General features: G+C 61.5%; 14 protein-coding genes and 1 pseudogene. 12 read left to right on the top strand and 3 right to left on the bottom strand.

Features of this window, described 5'->3' with window-relative positions; all coding sequences use genetic code 11:
• Positions 1 to 33: 33 nt before the first annotated feature.
• Complete coding sequence (locus tag ACST81_RS03870) at positions 34 to 969, bottom strand: tyrosine recombinase XerC (RefSeq protein ID WP_438751527.1); 936 nt, start codon at positions 967 to 969, stop codon at positions 34 to 36.
• A 134-nt stretch (positions 970 to 1,103) separates the two neighbouring features.
• On the opposite strand from ACST81_RS03870, the gene ACST81_RS03875 reads away from it, so the two are divergent.
• The 4 genes and pseudogenes from ACST81_RS03875 to ACST81_RS03890 all read left to right on the top strand — a co-directional run bounded on the left by ACST81_RS03875 (position 1,104) and on the right by ACST81_RS03890 (position 5,265).
• Positions 1,104 to 2,030, top strand: a complete 927-nt coding sequence (locus tag ACST81_RS03875; RefSeq protein ID WP_438751528.1) for a GNAT family N-acetyltransferase — start codon at positions 1,104 to 1,106, stop codon at positions 2,028 to 2,030.
• 70 nt (positions 2,031 to 2,100) lie between these two features.
• Positions 2,101 to 2,487, top strand: a pseudogene (locus ACST81_RS03880) (AAA family ATPase); the annotation flags it as partial.
• A gap of 1 nt (position 2,488) precedes the next feature.
• Positions 2,489 to 3,181, top strand: a complete 693-nt coding sequence (locus ACST81_RS03885) for an AAA family ATPase (protein ID WP_438751529.1) — start codon at positions 2,489 to 2,491, stop codon at positions 3,179 to 3,181.
• 269 nt (positions 3,182 to 3,450) lie between these two features.
• Positions 3,451 to 5,265 (top strand): methyl-accepting chemotaxis protein, encoded by a 1,815-nt coding sequence (locus tag ACST81_RS03890; protein ID WP_438751530.1) that lies wholly within the window; start codon positions 3,451 to 3,453, stop codon positions 5,263 to 5,265.
• Between the two features lie 267 nt (positions 5,266 to 5,532).
• Here ACST81_RS03890 and fsa read toward each other — a convergent pair whose 3' ends face one another.
• The gene (gene fsa / locus ACST81_RS03895) at positions 5,533 to 6,186 is read right to left on the bottom strand and encodes a fructose-6-phosphate aldolase (RefSeq protein ID WP_438751531.1); all 654 of its coding nucleotides are present in this window, start codon (positions 6,184 to 6,186) and stop codon (positions 5,533 to 5,535) included.
• Between the two features lie 80 nt (positions 6,187 to 6,266).
• On the opposite strand from fsa, the gene ACST81_RS03900 reads away from it, so the two are divergent.
• From ACST81_RS03900 to ACST81_RS03935, 8 genes are all read left to right on the top strand, one after another.
• The gene (locus ACST81_RS03900) at positions 6,267 to 8,471 is read left to right on the top strand and encodes a primosomal protein N' (protein WP_438751532.1); all 2,205 of its coding nucleotides are present in this window, start codon (positions 6,267 to 6,269) and stop codon (positions 8,469 to 8,471) included.
• 167 nt (positions 8,472 to 8,638) lie between these two features.
• Positions 8,639 to 9,025: an AGROH133_08824 family phage infection protein gene (locus ACST81_RS03905; RefSeq protein WP_438751533.1), complete on the top strand. Its 387-nt coding sequence runs from the start codon at positions 8,639 to 8,641 to the stop codon at positions 9,023 to 9,025.
• A gap of 261 nt (positions 9,026 to 9,286) precedes the next feature.
• Entirely contained in the window at positions 9,287 to 9,853 is a 567-nt protein-coding gene (locus tag ACST81_RS03910; protein WP_438751534.1) for a F0F1 ATP synthase subunit delta, read from the top strand.
• On the top strand, positions 9,853 to 11,382 hold the full coding sequence (atpA, locus tag ACST81_RS03915) for a F0F1 ATP synthase subunit alpha (protein WP_438751535.1): 1,530 nt from the start codon (positions 9,853 to 9,855) through the stop codon (positions 11,380 to 11,382). Before ACST81_RS03910 ends, atpA begins: the two co-directional genes overlap by 1 nt.
• A 28-nt stretch (positions 11,383 to 11,410) precedes the next feature.
• Positions 11,411 to 12,295 carry a F0F1 ATP synthase subunit gamma gene (locus ACST81_RS03920; RefSeq protein ID WP_438751536.1) on the top strand — a complete coding sequence of 295 codons (885 nt, stop codon included), beginning with the start codon at positions 11,411 to 11,413 and terminating at the stop codon, positions 12,293 to 12,295.
• A gap of 24 nt (positions 12,296 to 12,319) precedes the next feature.
• A complete protein-coding gene (atpD, locus tag ACST81_RS03925) occupies positions 12,320 to 13,837 on the top strand; it encodes a F0F1 ATP synthase subunit beta (protein ID WP_438751538.1) in 1,518 nt (505 codons plus the stop codon).
• 107 nt (positions 13,838 to 13,944) lie between these two features.
• On the top strand, positions 13,945 to 14,352 hold the full coding sequence (locus ACST81_RS03930) for a F0F1 ATP synthase subunit epsilon (RefSeq protein ID WP_438751539.1): 408 nt from the start codon (positions 13,945 to 13,947) through the stop codon (positions 14,350 to 14,352).
• A 245-nt stretch (positions 14,353 to 14,597) separates the two neighbouring features.
• The gene (locus tag ACST81_RS03935) at positions 14,598 to 16,025 is read left to right on the top strand and encodes a mannose-1-phosphate guanylyltransferase/mannose-6-phosphate isomerase (protein WP_438751540.1); all 1,428 of its coding nucleotides are present in this window, start codon (positions 14,598 to 14,600) and stop codon (positions 16,023 to 16,025) included.
• A 273-nt stretch (positions 16,026 to 16,298) separates the two neighbouring features.
• Here the strand turns inward: ACST81_RS03935 and ACST81_RS03940 are convergent, their stop codons facing one another.
• On the bottom strand, positions 16,299 to 17,402 hold the full coding sequence (locus ACST81_RS03940) for a saccharopine dehydrogenase C-terminal domain-containing protein (RefSeq protein ID WP_438751541.1): 1,104 nt from the start codon (positions 17,400 to 17,402) through the stop codon (positions 16,299 to 16,301).
• Between the last annotated feature and the right edge of the window lie 32 nt (positions 17,403 to 17,434).

Below are 17,434 nucleotides of genomic sequence, written 5' to 3' on the forward strand. Positions count from 1 at the left end.
TAAAAATGGTTAACAGCGGTTCGTGGCTGAAATTCAAGCGCGCGGATGGGCGCGGTCATAGATTTCCAGCAGTCGGGCCGAATCGACGCCGGTATAGACCTGCGTGGTCGACAGGCTGGCATGGCCGAGCAGTTCCTGGATGGTCCGGAGATCGCCGCCGCCGGCGAGCAGGTGGGTGGCGAAGGAATGACGCAGCGCATGCGGGGTTGCGGTGTCGGGCAGGCCGAGCGCACCGCGCATCTTCTGCATCTCGCGCTGGATGATCGCTGCCTGCAGCTTGCCGCCCCTGGCGCCGCGAAACAGCGGGCCGTCTTCGTCAAGATGGTAGGGGCAAAGCGTCTGATAGGTCCTGATAGCATCGACCGCCACGGTGATCAGCGGCACGATGCGGGTCTTGCCGCCCTTGCCGTGGATGCGCAGCGACGTCGGCGCACCAGCGAAATTGCCGGGCGTCAGGTCGAGCGCTTCGGAAATGCGCAGGCCGCAGCCGTAGAGCAGCGTCAATACGGCGGCATTGCGGGCGGCGATCCAGGGCTCCTCGGCCAGTTGCGCGTCATTGGTCACCACCGTCAGCGCATCCGCGGCGGTCAGCGGCTTCGGCAGGGATTTCGGCTGTTTCGGCGAGCGCACGGCGCTGGCGCCTGCGGCGTTGGCCAAACCCTTCTTTTCCAGATGCCGCAGGAAGGAGCGAAGACCGGCAAGGCCGCGTCCAAGCGTGCGGGCACCGGCACCATCGCGGCGGCGGGCGGCGAGAAAGCCGCGCAGGTCGCCCGGTCGCAGTGCGCTGATGTCGCTGAGATTTGCCGGGCCGGCCAGATGTCCGGTGAGGAAATGCAGGAATTGCCGTGTGTCGCGCTCATAGGCCTCGACGGTCTTGCCGGACAGGCGACGCTCGTTGTCGAGGCTCGCCAGCCATTTCTGGCGCTCGGCCATCAGCTCGGGATGGCCAATGATCAGGAGTTCATTCACTCAGCTGCTCCGCGATAGATAATCGGTCGGACTCTGCGCGCGGGGCCGTTATGTTTTTCCTAACGCCCTTGGAATTTGTCATGGTGGGATCATATTCACCTGCGATAGCTCAGCCGAACATAGCGGATAGCACGATGGCAAGACGGGATTTGGCAGGCGGTTTCACGCATTTCGCAGAGACGGTCGCGCTGGTCTCGCAAGGACAGCCCGGGCATATCGTCGATACGTTGATCGCCGAGCGTGGCCAGCGCATTGTCAAACATCCGCTCTGGCCTGTCGTGCGGCCGTTTCTCTATACGCTTCTGAATTACCGCAAGGCGATCGAGTTCGCCGATGGCGTCGCCAACCTGCCGGGTTTTCAGGCTTTCCAGCATTTGAGTGAAATCCTGTCGCTCGATATCCGTGTGCGCAATGCCGAGCGTATCCCTCCGAGCGGCGGCTTCCTGATGGTCAGCAACCACCCGACCGGCATTGCCGACGGGATCGCCGTCTTCGATCTCCTGAAGGACCGCCGCCCCGACATGATGTTCTTTGCCAATCGCGATGCCATCCGGGTCAACCCGCGTTTTGTCGAGATGGTCATCCCGGTCGAATGGCGCGAGGATTACAAGAGCAAGCTGAAGGCGCGCGAGACGTTGCAGGTGACCAACCGGGCAATCTCGGACGGCAAGGCGACCGTGCTGTTTCCCTCCGGCCGCATCGCCTATTGGGCCGATGGCCGGCTGAACGAACGCCCCTGGAAGACGTCGGCCGTTAGCTTTGCCCGCAAGTACAATCTGCCGATCCTCCCCGTTCACATGGCGGCGCGCAATTCCGGCCTGTTCTACTGGCTGGCCAAATGGTCGACCGAACTGCGCGACATGACTGTCTTCCACGAGCTTCTGAACAAGAAGGGCGATGTCTTCGATTTCACCATTGGCACCCTGATCCAGCCCGAGGCGCTGGATGGTGATCCCGCCGAGGTGACGCAGGCGCTGGAGCGGCACACGGTGTTCGATCTGGCCCTTGATGGCGATGCGCCGTTCCGCTCGTCTGTTCCACGGTCTGCTTCTATGGTCTAAAATCTGCGCCATGCAGATTCGATCCATGTTCGCCGCCAATTACCGTTCGCTGAAATCCATTCGCATGGACATGGGCGGTGTGAACCTGTTCATCGGCGAAAACGGCGTCGGCAAGTCCAATCTCTACCGCGCCCTGCAACTGGTGCAGGCTGCCGTGCGCGGCCGGCTGGCATACGAGATAGCTCGCGAAGGTGGCATGGCGTCGGCATTGTGGAGCGGCATGCGCCGGAGCGGCGATCCGGTAAGGGTGAAGCTCGAGGTCGAGTTGCTGGACGAGGACCGCGCCGCAACGTTCTTCTACCGGATCGAATGCGGCCTGCGCCCGCCGCTGATGGCCGGCTTTGTCTTCGAGCCGCAGATCAAGGAGGAGGAACTGAGCGTCCGATGCCGGGCGGCGCGCCGTCGTCATGATGAAGCGGAAAGGGCCGCTGATCCAGGTGCGCAACGAAACCGGCCGCATGAGCGACTATCCCGAACAGGCGCTGACATCGGAAACTGCCATCGCGCTGCTCGGCGACGCCGGTCATTATCCGGAGGTCGGGACGCTGCGGCGGGTGATCGACGGCTGGCGCTTCTTTCACGGGTTTCGCACCGATCGCGACTCGCCGTTGCGCTCGCCCTGCCTTGCCGTCACGGCGCCGATGCTGGACGAGGACGGTTCAAACCTGGCGGCGGTCTTTGCGACGCTGCGCCATACCCGCGATGACACCGTCGATCTCGACCGCGCGATTGCCGATGCCTTCGGTGGCGCGCGGCTCGTCATCCCGGAACCGATGGAGTTCGCCGAATTTTCGCTGGTGTTCCCGGATTTTCCAAAGCGGCAGTTTTCGCCGCGCGAACTGTCGGACGGGCAGATGCGCTTTCTCGCCCTCGCCGGCGCGCTGCTCTCCTACCGCCGGCCGCGCTTCATTGCGCTCAACGAGCCGGAAACGAGCCTGCATCCCGACATGCTGCCGGCGCTCGCCGCCATGATCGCCACCGCCACCGCCGACAGCCAGATCTGGATCGTCACCCATTCGGAGGCGCTGGCTTCAGAGATCGAAACCCGCTGCGGCACCCGCCGCAAACGCGTCATCCGCACCGACGGCGCGACCTGGATCGAAGGGATGCGGCTGACGGGGATGATGGAAGAAGATGATGGAAGGAGATGAGTGAAAGCCCTCGGTTCTCCTTGAGGCTTCCCAACTGAATGTAACCACAGCGCGAATCGCTAATACAGTTAATCACGGCGTAATAATTATATTATAATTTAACCATCATCAGGAGGGTGCTGGTCTTCTCGTTGAGGGAGGGCCGGTTGCATGATGCTGGACGCTCCGTGCCGGATGAAATCCGGAGTTTTTTCAGGCTTGCATCGATGACTGTCCCGCGCCTGCTGGAGACCTCTTTCGTTGCGAGGATTTTTTGGCTGGGGGATTGCATGAAGTTTACCATTGCTCGCGGACTGCTTATTTTCGGTGCCATCGTGATTGTCGGCCTTGTCCTGTCGATCGGCATCAAGACCTATGCCTTCAACAAGTTGCGGGTCAACGGCCCGGTCTATACGCAAATCATCTATGGCAAGGACCTGATCGCCGACATCCTGCCGCCGCCGCTCTACACCGTCGAATCCTACATGCTGGCGATGGAGGCGGTTTCAAATCCGGAATTCGCCAAGGCCAATCTCGACAAGATCGCTGTCCTCAAAAAAGCCTTCGAGGATCGCCGGGTCTACTGGAAGGCCTCGACCGCCCCTGCCACGCTGATGGCCAAGTTGGAAAACGACGTGCTGGCGCGCGGCGATCTCTACTGGGAAGTCATGGACAAGAAGTTTCTGGCGCCCTTTCAAGCAAATGACCTGACGGCGGCCGAGCGCGCGCTGGGCGACCTGAAGACGAGTTTTCATCACCACGAAACCGCCGTCAACGAACTCGTCGCCATGGCCGACACCTTCCTGAAGGAGCAGGAAGCCGCCGCTGCCGCCGACACGGGCACACTGTCCGCGGCCGCGTTCATCAGCTCGGCAGCTTCGGTCTGCCTGCTGCTTGCCGGCCTCTGGTTCTTCCGACGCCGCGCCGTCCAGCCGCTGGCCGCCATGTCGTCCTACATGCAGACGCTGACCTCCGGCGATTACGATCAGGACGTGCCCTATGCCGGCCGTTCCGACGAGATCGGTGATGTTGCGAATTCCGTCGCCATCTTCCGTGAAGCAGCGATCGAGCGTCGCAATGCCCGCCAGCGTACCGAGGACGAGCGCCAGAGGCAGAGCGAGCGTGACGTGGCGTTGAGCGAGCAGAAGGCGGCCGAGGAAGCCGGGCGGCTGCAGGTCATTGAGGCCTTGTCCCACGGACTGGAGCGACTGTCGCATGGCGACCTATCGATCCGGATCCGGCAATCCTTCGCCGCAGAGTATGAGGCGTTGCGGACGGAATTCAACGGCAGCGTCGAACGGCTGGCCGAGACGATTTCGACCGTGCTTCATACATCGGCGCGGCTCAGGACCAATTCACTGGAAATCGCCGGTGCCACCGACGATCTCGCCAAGCGCACCGAAATGCAGGCGGCTTCGCTGGAGCAGACTGCTTCCGCCTTCGATGAAATCACCGTGACGGTGAAAAATTCCGCCGAGCGGGCGCGAGAAGCCAGTGCGGTGATGGAGGTGGCGAAGGATGGTGCGGAAAAGTCGGCGATCGTCGTTCGCGACGCGGTTGCCGCCATGGAGCGCATCGCCGATTCGTCGGCGCAAATCCGCCAGATCATCACCGTCATCGACCAGATCGCGTTTCAGACCAACCTGCTCGCCTTGAATGCCGGTGTCGAGGCGGCGCGGGCCGGGGATGCCGGCAAGGGTTTCGCGGTCGTCGCCCAGGAAGTGCGCGAACTGGCCGGACGCTCGGCAAAGGCCGCACGCGAGATCACCGCGCTGATCGAGGCGTCCACACAGGAAGTGGCCGGCGGCGTGCATCTCGTCAACGAAACCGGTTCGGCGCTGATCGGCATCGAGCAGCATGTCCGGCAGGTGAACGGCCTGATCGGCGGCATCGTGACTGCCGCAGGCGAACAGACCGCGGCTCTGTCGGAGATCAATGCGGCGCTGCACCAGATGGACCAGATGACCCAGCAGAATGCCGCGATGGTCGAAGAGACCAATGCCGCCTGCCGTGAACTCAGCGATGAGGTGCAGGATTTGAACAGCGCGGCCGGACGTTTCCAGGTCTCCGGCACGGTGGAGGGCCGCAAAAGAAAAGCGGCCTGAAGATACCGCCCAGGAAAGGCCCGCGATCGTCTCGCGGGCTTCAGACTGCTGACAAAGTCATCTTTCCGCGACTTCGGACGTCATTTGGGATGTGCGGAGCCACCTCCTCTCTGTCTTTCCCGTGCTTGTCACGGGAACCCAGCCAGCCCGTCGTTGGGCTGAAAGAGTCTTTTGACCCGACGGACGTCGGGTCGCTGGATCCCCGCCACGAGGGCGAGGATGACGGAGAGTGGGGATGCCTCTTTCAATTCAGGGATATCGGATCGGTCAGGCGATCTTCTGGCCGGTCTTGGCCCAGTCGGCGAGGAAGGTGGCAAGGCCTGCTTCGGTCAGCGGGTGCTTGACCAGCGCCTTCAGCGTTGCCGGCGGCGCGGTGACGACGTCGGCGCCGATCAGGGCTGCTTCCTTGATGTGGTTGACCGTGCGGGCCGAGGCGGCGAGAATCTCGGTCTCGAAGCCGTAATTGTCGAAGATCTGGCGGATGTCGCGGATCAGGTCCATGCCGTCGATCGCGATATCGTCGAGACGGCCGATGAAGGGCGAAACGAAGGTTGCGCCGGCCTTGGCGGCGAGCAGCGCCTGGTTGGCCGAAAAGCACAGCGTCACGTTGGTCAGGTGACCATCGGATGACAGGTTCTTGCAGGCCTTGAGGCCATCGAGCGTCAGCGGCAGCTTGATGCAGATATTGTCGGCGATCTTCGAAATGACGGCCGCTTCCTTCATGATCGTCTCATAGTCGGTGGCGGCGACTTCGGCCGAAACCGGGCCTTCGACGATGCCGCAGATTTCCTTGGTGACTTCAAGGATATCGCGGCCGGACTTCAGGATGAGCGAGGGGTTGGTCGTCACGCCGTCCACGAGACCCAGGTCGTTCAGTTCCCGGATTTCTTTTACATCGGCTGTATCGACAAAAAACTTCATGGAATTCTCCCTTGGGACACGCGGCTGTGCTGTTGTTTCGGGGTTTCCTTTAACGCAAACCGAAGGCAAGGTCACGGGCGATGACTGAAGATTCGACCGATTTGTTTGACGACCTGTTTGCCCGCCGGGTCGTGCCCGTTCTGGTGCCCATGCCGGCCCCCAAAGCATACTCCTATGTGGTGCCGGAGGGAATGGCGGTGGGGCCGGGCTCCATCGTCCAGGTGCCGCTTGGCCCCCGTCAGGTGCTGGGCGTCGTCTGGGATGGCGCCGAGGATGACGCCGTCGATCCGAAGAAGCTGAAGGCCATCACCCGGGCGTTCGACTGTCCACCGCTGGCCAAGGACATGCGCGCCTTTCTCGACTGGGTCGCGACCTATACCGTGTCGCCGCCCGGGCTCGTCGCCCGCATGGCGCTCCGCGCCCCGGCCGCCTTCGATCCCGAGCCGATGGTCGAGGGATTGCGGCTGACGGATATGCGGCCCGAGCGGCTGACCTCGGCGCGCGAGCGGGTGATCGCGGTCGCCGACAACGGTTTTACCTGGACGCGCTCAGGGCTTGCCCATGCGGCGGGCACGTCGTCGAGCGTCGTCGATGGGCTGACGGCGCAGGGCGTGTTCGAGACAGTGTTCATGCCACCGCCACCGGTCGTGGCCGCCCCTGATCCGGATTATGCCGAACCGCGGCTCGAAGGGCCGCAGAAACAGGCGGCGCAGGATCTGCTTGATAGTGTCGAAACGGGCGGCTTTTCCGTGGCGCTGATCGACGGCATTACCGGATCCGGCAAGACGGAAGTTTATTTCGAGGCGATCGCCGCGACGCTGAAGGCGGGAAAGCAGGTGTTGATCCTGCTGCCGGAAATCGCGCTGACCGCGAGTTTCCTCGAACGTTTTCAGGATCGGTTTGGCTCCAAGCCGGCCGAATGGCATTCCGACCTTGCGCCGAGAACCCGCGAGAAGGTCTGGCGGCAGGTGACGGAAGGCGGCGTGCGCGTCGTTGCCGGCGCGCGCTCGGCCCTGTTCCTGCCCTTCGAGAATCTTGGCCTGATCATTGTCGACGAGGAGCACGACCCGGCCTACAAGCAGGAAGATCGCGTCTTTTACAATGCGCGCGACATGGCGGTGGTGCGGGCCCGGATCGGCGAATTTCCCGTTGTCCTGGTCTCGGCGACCCCCTCGGTCGAAAGCCGGGTGAACGGCGATCTCGGCCGCTACAAGCCGATCCATCTGCCGACCCGGTTTGGCGACGCCGCGCTTCCGGATCTCGGCCTGATCGACATGCGCCGCCATCCGCCGCAGCGTGGCGGCTTCTTGTCGCCGGTCATGCTCAACCATATCGGCAAGGCCGTCGGGCGCGGCGAGCAGGCATTGCTCTTTCTTAACCGACGGGGTTACGCGCCGCTGACGCTTTGCCGCGTCTGCGGCCACCGGTTCCAGTGCCCGGATTGTTCGAGCTGGCTGGTCGAGCACCGGTTTCGCGGCCAGATCCAGTGCCACCATTGCGGTTATGCCGAAAAGACCCCGGAAGCCTGCCCGGAATGCGGCACGTTCGATCATCTCGTGGCCTGCGGGCCCGGCGTCGAGCGAATCGCCGAAGAGGTGGACCGGCATTTTCCCGATGCCCGCACCATCGTGCTTTCCTCCGACCTGATGGGCGTCAAGCGGCTGCGGCTGGAACTGGAGGCCATCGCCAAGGGCGAGGCGGATATCGTCGTCGGCACGCAGTTGGTGGCCAAGGGCCACAATTTCCCGATGATGACCTTCGTCGGCATCGTCGATGCCGATATCGGCCTTGCCAACGGCGACCCGCGTGCGGCAGAGCGCACCTTCCAGCTGTTGAGCCAAGTGACAGGACGCGCCGGACGTACGGGATTGAAGAGCCTCGGCCTGCTGCAGACCTACCAGCCGCAACATCCGGTGATGCAGGCTATCGTTTCGGGTGATTCCGAGGCGTTTTACGACCGCGAGATCAACGAGCGCGAAAAGGCACTGCTGCCGCCATTCGGCCGGCTGGCATCGGTGATTATTTCGGCGGATACGCGGGTCGATGCGGAAGGGCACGCACGGGGCTTGCGGCAGGCGGCTCCCCGCGTCAGTGGCATCAGCATTCTCGGCCCGGCCGAAGCGCCGCTGGCGCTGATCCGCGGCCGCCACCGTTTCCGGCTTCTGGTCCACGGCCGCCGCAACAGCGACATGCAGGCCTTCGTCAAGACCATGCTGGCCAACGGCCCGAAGATGCGCGGCTCGGTCAGCGTCCAGCTGGATATCGATCCGCAGAGTTTTCTGTGATCGTCTTTCGTCGCGCTCGATCCACGCATTATCCCTTTTTGCCACGGTTTTCTCCGAAAAGGGATAATGCCTTGAGTTTCAGGTGGATGCGGAAATGCCATAGTCTTTCCGGGCAAATCCGTCTGTGCGATAAGCGAATCGGCCGATGAGCATGCAAAGGGGTAGGCATGGAACTCTATATTCCAACCGAAACGGGAGAGTTCCTGGCGTTCTGCGCGGCCATAGCCACGTCGGTGATCGGCCTCATCTTCCTGTTCGCGCCGGGGTTTGCATTTCGCGCGCTCGGCCTTGACCTGCGGGAGGGACGACGGGGCGGGTATGCCGAGGCGCGCTCGACTCTGGGCGGGTTTCCGCTGGGGCTGGGGATCGCGGCCATTCTTCTCGCGCAGCCGATGGTCTATCTGGCGCTGGGGGCCGCCTTTGCGCTTGCGGCCTTCGGGCGCATCCTGTCGATGCTGTCGGATGGCGGCAATACGGTTGTGAATTGGGTGTTCCTGATCGTGCAGGTCGTGCTGTCGGGCTTGCCCCTGGCCTATGTATTCGGCTTCATCTGAAACGTCCAAACGGCGCTTGCAGCGCGAACCTCGCCAGTTCATACCCCGTTTTTGTCAAAATTTGGCCAAACCGGCCAAACTTGAGCGCATTCGTGCGGTTCGCGTGTTGCGAGTCCAGATATCCTATGCTAGACGAACCGCGACTTGTGGGGGAAACAAGCCGACAGGCTTGCTAAACTCAAAAAATATAGCAACAAATTCAAGGTGTTGGGTTTACGGTTCTCCGCAGACATCGCGCTTGAATTAAAATAAGAGAAGCTTGTGCCCGTGGCAGACACATCCCAGCTTATTTCAGGTGTTGCAGAAAGGTACGCGTCTTCGCTTTTCGATCTCGCGCTGGAAGCGGGGCAGGTGGAGAGCGTCGGGGCGGATCTGGACACGTTCCAGTCGCTGATCAACGAGAGTGCTGACCTCAAGCGCCTTATCGTCAGCCCGATCTTTTCTGCCGACGACCAGTTCAAGGCCATTTCCGCGCTCGTCGCGAAGGCCGGTATCACGGGTCTGGTTGGCAATTTCCTCAAGGTGGTTGCGCGCAATCGCCGCCTGTTCGCAGTGCCCGGCATTGTGAAGTCCTATCGCGAAACCGCCGCCCGTCATCGTGGCGAAGTTTCCGCCGACGTGACTTCCGCGCATGCCCTGTCGGTCGCGCAACAGACTGAATTGAAGGCGGCGCTGAAGAGCGTCACCGGCAAAGATGTGACGCTCAACGTCACGGTTGAACCCTCTATTCTCGGTGGTCTGATCGTCAAGGTCGGGTCCCGCCAGATTGACACTTCCCTTCGCACAAAGCTTTCGAGCCTTAAGCTTGCACTGAAAGAGGTCGGCTGATGGATATCCGCGCCGCGGAAATTTCCGCAATTCTCAAAGATCAGATCAAAAACTTCGGCCAGGAGGCAGTCGTCTCCGAAGTTGGCCAGGTGCTCTCCGTCGGTGACGGTATTGCCCGCGTCTACGGTCTCGACAACGTCCAGGCGGGCGAAATGGTCGAGTTTCCGGGCGGCATCCGTGGCATGGCGCTGAACCTTGAAGCCGACAATGTCGGTGTGGTTATCTTCGGTGCCGACCGCGAGATCAAGGAAGGCGACACCGTCAAGCGGACCGGCGCCATCGTTGACGTTCCGGTTGGTCCGGAATTGCTCGGCCGCGTCGTCGACGCACTCGGCAACCCGATCGACGGCAAGGGCCCGATCAATGCCACGCAGCGCTCGCGCGTTGACGTCAAGGCTCCGGGCATCATCCCGCGCAAGTCGGTGCATGAGCCGATGTCGACCGGCCTCAAGGCCATCGACGCCCTGATCCCGGTTGGCCGCGGCCAGCGCGAGCTGGTCATCGGCGACCGCCAGACCGGCAAGACCGCCATCATTCTGGACACGATCCTGAACCAGAAGGCGATCCACGACAACGGTCCGGAAGCCGAAAAGCTTTTCTGCGTCTACGTCGCTATCGGCCAGAAGCGCTCGACGGTTGCCCAGTTCGTCAAGGTGCTCGAAGAGCGCGGCGCGCTGAAGTACTCGATCATCATCGCTGCGACGGCTTCCGATCCGGCGCCGATGCAGTATCTCGCGCCGTTTGCCGGCGCTGCGATGGGTGAATATTTCCGCGACAACGGTCAGCACGCGCTGATCGGTTACGACGACCTTTCCAAGCAGGCCGTCGCCTATCGCCAAATGTCGCTGCTGCTGCGCCGCCCGCCGGGTCGCGAAGCTTACCCGGGCGACGTTTTCTATCTGCATTCGCGTCTCCTCGAGCGCGCTGCGAAGCTTTCCGATGAAAAGGGCGCCGGTTCGCTGACCGCTCTGCCGGTCATCGAAACGCAGGGTAACGACGTTTCGGCGTTCATCCCGACCAACGTGATCTCGATCACCGACGGCCAGATCTTCCTTGAAACGGACCTGTTCTACCAGGGTATCCGTCCGGCCGTGAACGTCGGCCTGTCGGTTTCCCGCGTTGGTTCGGCCGCACAGATCAAGGCGATGAAGCAGGTTGCCGGCTCGATCAAGGGCGAACTCGCCCAATATCGCGAAATGGCCGCCTTCGCCCAGTTCGGTTCGGACCTCGACGCTGCAACGCAGCGCCTGCTGAACCGCGGCGCACGCCTGACCGAACTCCTGAAGCAGCCGCAGTTCTCGCCGCTGAAGACGGAAGAGCAGGTCGCCGTGATCTTCGCGGGCGTCAACGGCTACCTCGACAAGATCGCCGTCAACAAGGTTGGCGCGTTCGAGCAGGGTCTGCTGTCGTACATGCGGTCCGAAGGCAAGGACATTCTTGAAGCTATCCGCAAGGACAAGGCTATCAGCGACGACGTCAAGGGCAAGCTCAAGGCTGCTCTCGACACCTTCGCGAAATCCTTCGCTTGATCGGGTTCCATTAAGGACGGAATAACGGATGCCTTCACTTAAGGATCTGAAGAACCGGATCGCCTCCGTCAAGGCGACGCAGAAGATCACCAAGGCGATGAAAATGGTCGCCGCGGCGAAGCTTCGGCGTGCGCAGGAGGCGGCCGAAGCGGCTCGCCCGTATTCGCAGCGCATGAGCGCGGTTCTGTCGAATATCGCAGCCGCTGTCGGTTCTGATGACAGCGCGCCGCGCCTGATGACAGGCACCGGCAAGAACCAGACGCATCTGCTCGTGGTCTGCACGGCGGAACGCGGACTTTGCGGCGGCTTCAACAGCCAGATCGCCCGCTTTGCCCGCGACCACGTTCGCAGGCTGCTCGCGGAGGGCAAGACGGTCAAGATCGTCTGCGTCGGCAAGAAGGGCTTCGATATCCTGCGGCGCGAATTCGCGTCGCTGATCATCGATCGCGTCGACCTGCGTGAAGTCAAGAAGATCGGCTTTGAAAATGCCGATCTGATCGGCAAGAAGATCATCGGCCTGTTCGAAAAGGGCGAGTTCGATGTCTGCACGCTGTTCTACTCTGAGTTCAAGTCGGTCATCAGCCAGGTCCCGACCGCGCTTCAGCTGATCCCCGCTGCCGCTCCGGCAGAGGCGGAATCGACGGAAGCTGGCGCTGCGGCGATCTACGAATACGAGCCAGATGCGGGCGAGATCCTCAGCGATCTCATCCCGCGCAACATTTCGGTGCAGGTTTTCCGGGCTCTGCTCGAAAATGTTGCCGGTGAAATGGGTGCCAAGATGAGCGCGATGGACAACGCCACGCGCAATGCCGGTGAAATGATCAACAAGCTGACACTGTCCTACAATCGTCAGCGCCAGGCTCAGATCACCAAGGAACTCATTGAAATCATTTCGGGCGCGGAAGCGCTCTAAGGTTACGGAAAGAGGGTAAGAATCATGGCTAAGGCAGCTACCCCCACAGATACAGCAGCGGTAAAGAAGCCGGCAGTCCGCAAGCCGGCGGCAGCCAAGGTAGCAGCGGTCACTGCAGCAACGGGCGCAGTTGGCCGCGTAACGCAGGTCATCGGCGCCGTCGTCGACGTGACCTTCGACGAAGGTCAGCTGCCTTCGATCCTGAACGCGCTGCAAACCGACAACAACGGCAACCGCCTCGTTCTCGAAGTCGCCCAGCATCTCGGCGAAAACGCCGTGCGCACGATCGCCATGGACTCGACCGAAGGTCTGGTTCGCGGTCAGCCGGTCACGGACACGGGCGCTCCGATCACCGTTCCGGTCGGTCTGGAAACGCTCGGCCGCATCATGAACGTCATCGGCGAGCCGGTTGACGAAGCCGGTCCGCTGATCACGTCGGGCAAGCGCTCGATCCACCAGGAAGCACCGGCTTACGTCGAGCAGTCAACGGAAGCGCAGATCCTCGTCACCGGCATCAAGGTCGTCGATCTTCTGGCTCCTTACGCCAAGGGTGGCAAGATCGGCCTGTTCGGCGGCGCCGGCGTCGGCAAGACCGTTCTGATCATGGAACTGATCAACAACGTCGCCAAGGCGCACGGTGGTTACTCGGTGTTTGCTGGCGTGGGTGAACGGACCCGCGAAGGCAACGACCTTTACCACGAAATGATCGAATCCGGCGTGAACAAGCATGGCGGTGGCGAAGGCTCCAAGGCTGCTCTCGTTTACGGCCAGATGAACGAACCGCCGGGCGCCCGCGCCCGCGTCGCTCTGACCGGTCTGACGATCGCCGAACAGTTCCGTGACGAAGGTCAGGACGTTCTGTTCTTCGTGGACAACATCTTCCGCTTTACCCAGGCAGGTTCCGAAGTGTCGGCTCTTCTCGGCCGTATTCCTTCGGCCGTTGGTTATCAGCCGACGCTCGCCACCGACATGGGCCAGATGCAGGAACGCATCACCACGACGACCAAGGGTTCGATCACCTCGGTTCAGGCCATCTACGTTCCGGCCGACGACTTGACTGACCCGGCTCCGGCAACTTCGTTCGCCCACCTGGACGCAACGACCGTTCTGTCGCGCTCGATCGCTGAAAAGGGTATCTACCCGGCTGTTGACCCGCTCGACTCGACGTCGCGCATGCTCGACCCGATGGTTGTCGGCGAAGAACATTACGAAGTGTCGCGCAAGGTGCAGACGACCCTGCAGCGCTACAAGTCGCTCCAGGACATCATCGCCATCCTAGGCATGGACGAACTGTCGGAAGAAGACAAGGTTGCGGTTGCCCGCGCCCGCAAGATCGAGCGCTTCCTGTCGCAGCCGTTCTTCGTTGCCGAAGTCTTCACCGGCTCGCCGGGCAAGCTCGTTGCTCTCGAAGACACGATCAAGGGCTTCAAGGGCCTGGTCAACGGCGAGTACGATCACCTTCCGGAAGCCGCCTTCTACATGGTCGGCTCCATCGACGAAGCCGTCGAGAAGGCAAAGCGTCTGGCTGCGGAAGCCGCTTAATTCAAGCGAATTGGGAATAGGGAGTAGCGAATAGGGATAGATTGAAATTGGCGATAGGGTTTCTTTGATCTATTGCTGTTCGCTATTCGCTATTTGCTAAATGTGTCATGGCTGATTTCAATTTCGAACTCGTTTCTCCGGAACGCCTGCTGCTTTCCGAGCGTGTCAGCGAAGTCGTCATTCCGGCAACGGAAGGCGAGATGACGGTCATGGCCAATCATGCCCCAACGATGACGACCATCAAGCCGGGCGTCGTGACCGTGAAGGCTGCCGACGGCAAGGTAACGCGCTATGTCGTGTTCGGCGGTTTCGCCGATATCCTGCCGACGGGCTGCACTCTGCTGGCCGAATCGGCCGTGCCGGTTGGCGAACTGGATCGTGCCGCCATCGAAAGGCGCATTGAGGCAACCAGGACAGAACTGGCCGACGGTTCGCATGGTGACGAGCACAAGACACGACTGGAGCAGTTCCTTGCCGAACTGACGCAGTTGAACGGTATCGTTGTCGCCGCCTGAATTGGACATCACCGCTGACGTTTCAAAACCCTGCTTCGGCGGGGTTTTTTGTTGCGCTATTTTGCATTTTTACCATGAATTGAGAGCGTCCGATTTGGTCATCGCGCTGTTAAAGCTTTGATTCTATATATGCTCGCATTTGCGAAATGAATTTACTTACCCTAGTTTTCCGTTAGGCTGCGCTCGTCGCAGGCATTTTTGAGAATTGAGGGCCGGAAGGCCCGACAAGTGACAAGAGGATGCGCATGTTTTCCAAGATCGTGCCGGTCATCATGGCCGGCGGCAAGGGTACGCGGTTGTGGCCGCTGTCGCGCTCGGCTTCACCCAAGCAGTTTCTCCAGTTCCTCGGCGATCACTCATTGTTCCAGAAAACGCTGGAACGGGTTTCCGATCCTGACTGGTACACGCCGGCGGTGATCGTCACCAATGCCGAGTTTCGCTTCATCGTCGCAGAGCAGGCCCGCGCGCTGGACGCGCCGCTGTCGAGCATCCTGCTCGAGCCGATTGCCCGCAACACGGCGCCGGCACTTGCCGCAGCCGCCTTCGTCGTGCTGCGCGATCATGGCGATGATGCGATCATGCAGGTTCTGGCCTCCGACCACGAGATCGACGCCGGCGAGCATTATTTCGATTGCATTCGCATCGCTCGCGAGACCGCCAGGGCTGGCAAGCTGGTGACCTTCGGCATCAAGCCGACCGAACCGGCGACGGGTTACGGCTATATCGAAACCGGAGATGCGCTGGAGACGGGCGCGCATAATGTCGCGCGCTTCGTCGAGAAGCCGAACCGGGAGCGGGCCGAAGAGTTGCTGGCGAGCGGAAACTATCTCTGGAACTCCGGCATGTTCATGCTGCCGGTCGGCCAATTCCTGGCGGAAATCCTGCGTTATGCTCCGGCGGTCTACGACGCAGCGCAACGCGCCATCCAGGGCGCTGAGCGCGACCTCGACTTCGACCGGCTGGACGAGGCATCCTTCTCGCAGGCGCCCAACATTTCGGTCGATTATGCCGTTTTCGAAAACACGCCGCATGCCGCCGTCGTGCCGTCATCCTTCAGTTGGTCCGATCTTGGCAGCTGGGATTCTGTCTGGGCGATCGGCGAGAAGGATGCCGACGGCAACGTCGTCGGACAGAAGGCGACCGTATCCAACACGCGCAACTCGCTGGTCCTGTCGCGCGATATCCATCTCGCGGTGCAGGGTCTCGACGATATCGCCGTCATTGCCAGCGAGGATGCCGTCTATGTCGGCCGGCTTGAGGACAGCCAGGATGTCGGCAAGATCGTCAAGCAGTTGGCGCAGTCGGCCAAGACCAAGGGACTGACGGAGAACCACCCAACCTCCTATCGCCCTTGGGGCGCGGTGGCGTCGGTGTTGAGCGGTGAGCGCTTCGAGGTCAAGCGACTGCATGTGACGCCCGGGCGCAAGATCTCGCTGCAGAAGCACCATCATCGCTCGGAACACTGGATCGTCGTGCGCGGCACCGCTGAGATCACCATCGATGGCGAGACGCGGCTACTGCATGAAAACGAGTCGGTCTATATCCCGCAGGGCGTCGTCCACCGCCTCACCAATCCCGGCAAGATTCCGCTGGAACTGATCGAGGTGCAGACTGGATCCTATCTCGAAGATGACGACATCATCCGGCTGGACGACGAGTTCGGGCGGACGTAAACCACTCGGGACTGCTCCTCATCCGGCCTGTCGGCCACCTTCTCCCCGCTTGCGGGGAGAAGGGATATGCCGCACCAATCGATTTTTCTTCTCGACCTCGCGCTGTCTTCAACAGTCCCGGGGGTATTTGTTTGTCTCCTTCTCCCCGCAGGCGGGGAGAAGGTGCCCGAAGGGCGGATGAGGGGCTGTCCGCGGCCTGATTTTAAAACACAAAAACGCCCGAGACCTTTCGATCCCGGGCGTCGCGGTCCATGGTCTTTTTGTCCCCGCAGGTCAGCTTGCCATTTTGTCCGCGTAGGCTCTCTGTTCGTAGTGGTGGCCGAAGCGGCTCTTGAGGAAGGCGTCGAGACCGATTTCTTCCTGGCGGATGAAGCCCTTGGCCGGCAGTTCACCCTTGGCGAGCATGTCGAGCACGGCGCAGATGCTGGACGCCGTGGTGATCTGGATGGCGCTCATCATGCGGCCGGCGACGACGGCGCTGTAAACCTTGTTGGCATAGGTTTCCTGCACGAGGCGGCCTTCCTTGCGGCCGGACACGGTCACGAAGATGATGACGACGTCCTGCATGGTCGAGGGCAGCGAGTTTTCGAAGATATCCTTCAGCACTTCGCGGCGATGGCGCAGGCCGAGGTCGTTGAGCAGGGCCTTCATGATCGCGGCATGGCCGGGATAACGGATGGTGCGGTAGTTCAGCGTGCGGACCTTGCCCTTGAGGCTTTCGCAAAGCGTGCCGAGGCCGCCCGAGGTGTTGAAGGCTTCGTAGGTGACGCCGTCAAGCGAGAATTCCTCGCGCTCTTCCAGCGCCGGAACTTCGATCAGTTGGCCTTCGACGATGGCTTCGCAGGGCTCGATATATTCGTTGATGACGCCGTCCGTGCTCCAGGTCAGGTTATAGTTGAGCGCGTTGGACGGGTACTGCGGCAGGGCACCGACGCGCATACGGACGCTGTCGAGCGTGTCGAACCGGCTGGCGAGGTCATTGGCGACGATCGAGATGAAGCCCGGTGCGAGGCCGCACTGCGGAATGAAGGCGGTTGAGGCGGTTTCGGCGATCGCCTTGACGCGACGAGTGGATTCGACGTCTTCGGTCAGGTCGAGATAATGCACGCCGGCCTTGGAGGCGGCTTCTGCAATGGCGATGGTCAGGTGATAGGGGGCGGCACTGAGAACGGCGAACTTGCCGGTGAGCAGGGCAACCATGGCAGCGCTGTCGGAAATGTCGATTTCCGCGACCGAGATCGCGTCATGCTTCTCGATCAGGGCCAGTTGCTCGGCGCTACGATCGGCAAGCGTGACCTGATAGTCGCCAGAATGGGCGAGAAGCCGCGCGATGGTCGAGCCGATCTTGCCGGCGCCGATGACGACGATGTTTTTCATGGTGGTTCCCCTCGAATGAATGTCAGTGCTCC

The sequence above is a fragment of the Pararhizobium sp. O133 genome (assembly GCF_051669845.1).
GTDB lineage: Bacteria > Pseudomonadota > Alphaproteobacteria > Rhizobiales > Rhizobiaceae > Pararhizobium.

Excerpts from the sequence above, each read along its gene's own strand:
- ACST81_RS03875 (WP_438751528.1), top strand. The coding sequence starts at position 1,104 with ATGGCAAGACGGGATTTGGCAGGCGGTTTCACGCATTTCGCAGAGACG.
- ACST81_RS03885 (WP_438751529.1), top strand. The coding sequence starts at position 2,489 with ATGAGCGACTATCCCGAACAGGCGCTGACATCGGAAACTGCCATCGCG.
- ACST81_RS03890 (WP_438751530.1), top strand. The coding sequence starts at position 3,451 with ATGAAGTTTACCATTGCTCGCGGACTGCTTATTTTCGGTGCCATCGTG.
- fsa (WP_438751531.1), bottom strand. The coding sequence starts at position 6,186 with ATGAAGTTTTTTGTCGATACAGCCGATGTAAAAGAAATCCGGGAACTG.
- ACST81_RS03900 (WP_438751532.1), top strand. The coding sequence starts at position 6,267 with ATGACTGAAGATTCGACCGATTTGTTTGACGACCTGTTTGCCCGCCGG.
- ACST81_RS03905 (WP_438751533.1), top strand. The coding sequence starts at position 8,639 with ATGGAACTCTATATTCCAACCGAAACGGGAGAGTTCCTGGCGTTCTGC.
- atpA (WP_438751535.1), top strand. The coding sequence starts at position 9,853 with ATGGATATCCGCGCCGCGGAAATTTCCGCAATTCTCAAAGATCAGATC.
- ACST81_RS03920 (WP_438751536.1), top strand. The coding sequence starts at position 11,411 with ATGCCTTCACTTAAGGATCTGAAGAACCGGATCGCCTCCGTCAAGGCG.
- atpD (WP_438751538.1), top strand. The coding sequence starts at position 12,320 with ATGGCTAAGGCAGCTACCCCCACAGATACAGCAGCGGTAAAGAAGCCG.
- ACST81_RS03930 (WP_438751539.1), top strand. The coding sequence starts at position 13,945 with ATGGCTGATTTCAATTTCGAACTCGTTTCTCCGGAACGCCTGCTGCTT.
- ACST81_RS03935 (WP_438751540.1), top strand. The coding sequence starts at position 14,598 with ATGTTTTCCAAGATCGTGCCGGTCATCATGGCCGGCGGCAAGGGTACG.
- ACST81_RS03940 (WP_438751541.1), bottom strand. The coding sequence starts at position 17,402 with ATGAAAAACATCGTCGTCATCGGCGCCGGCAAGATCGGCTCGACCATC.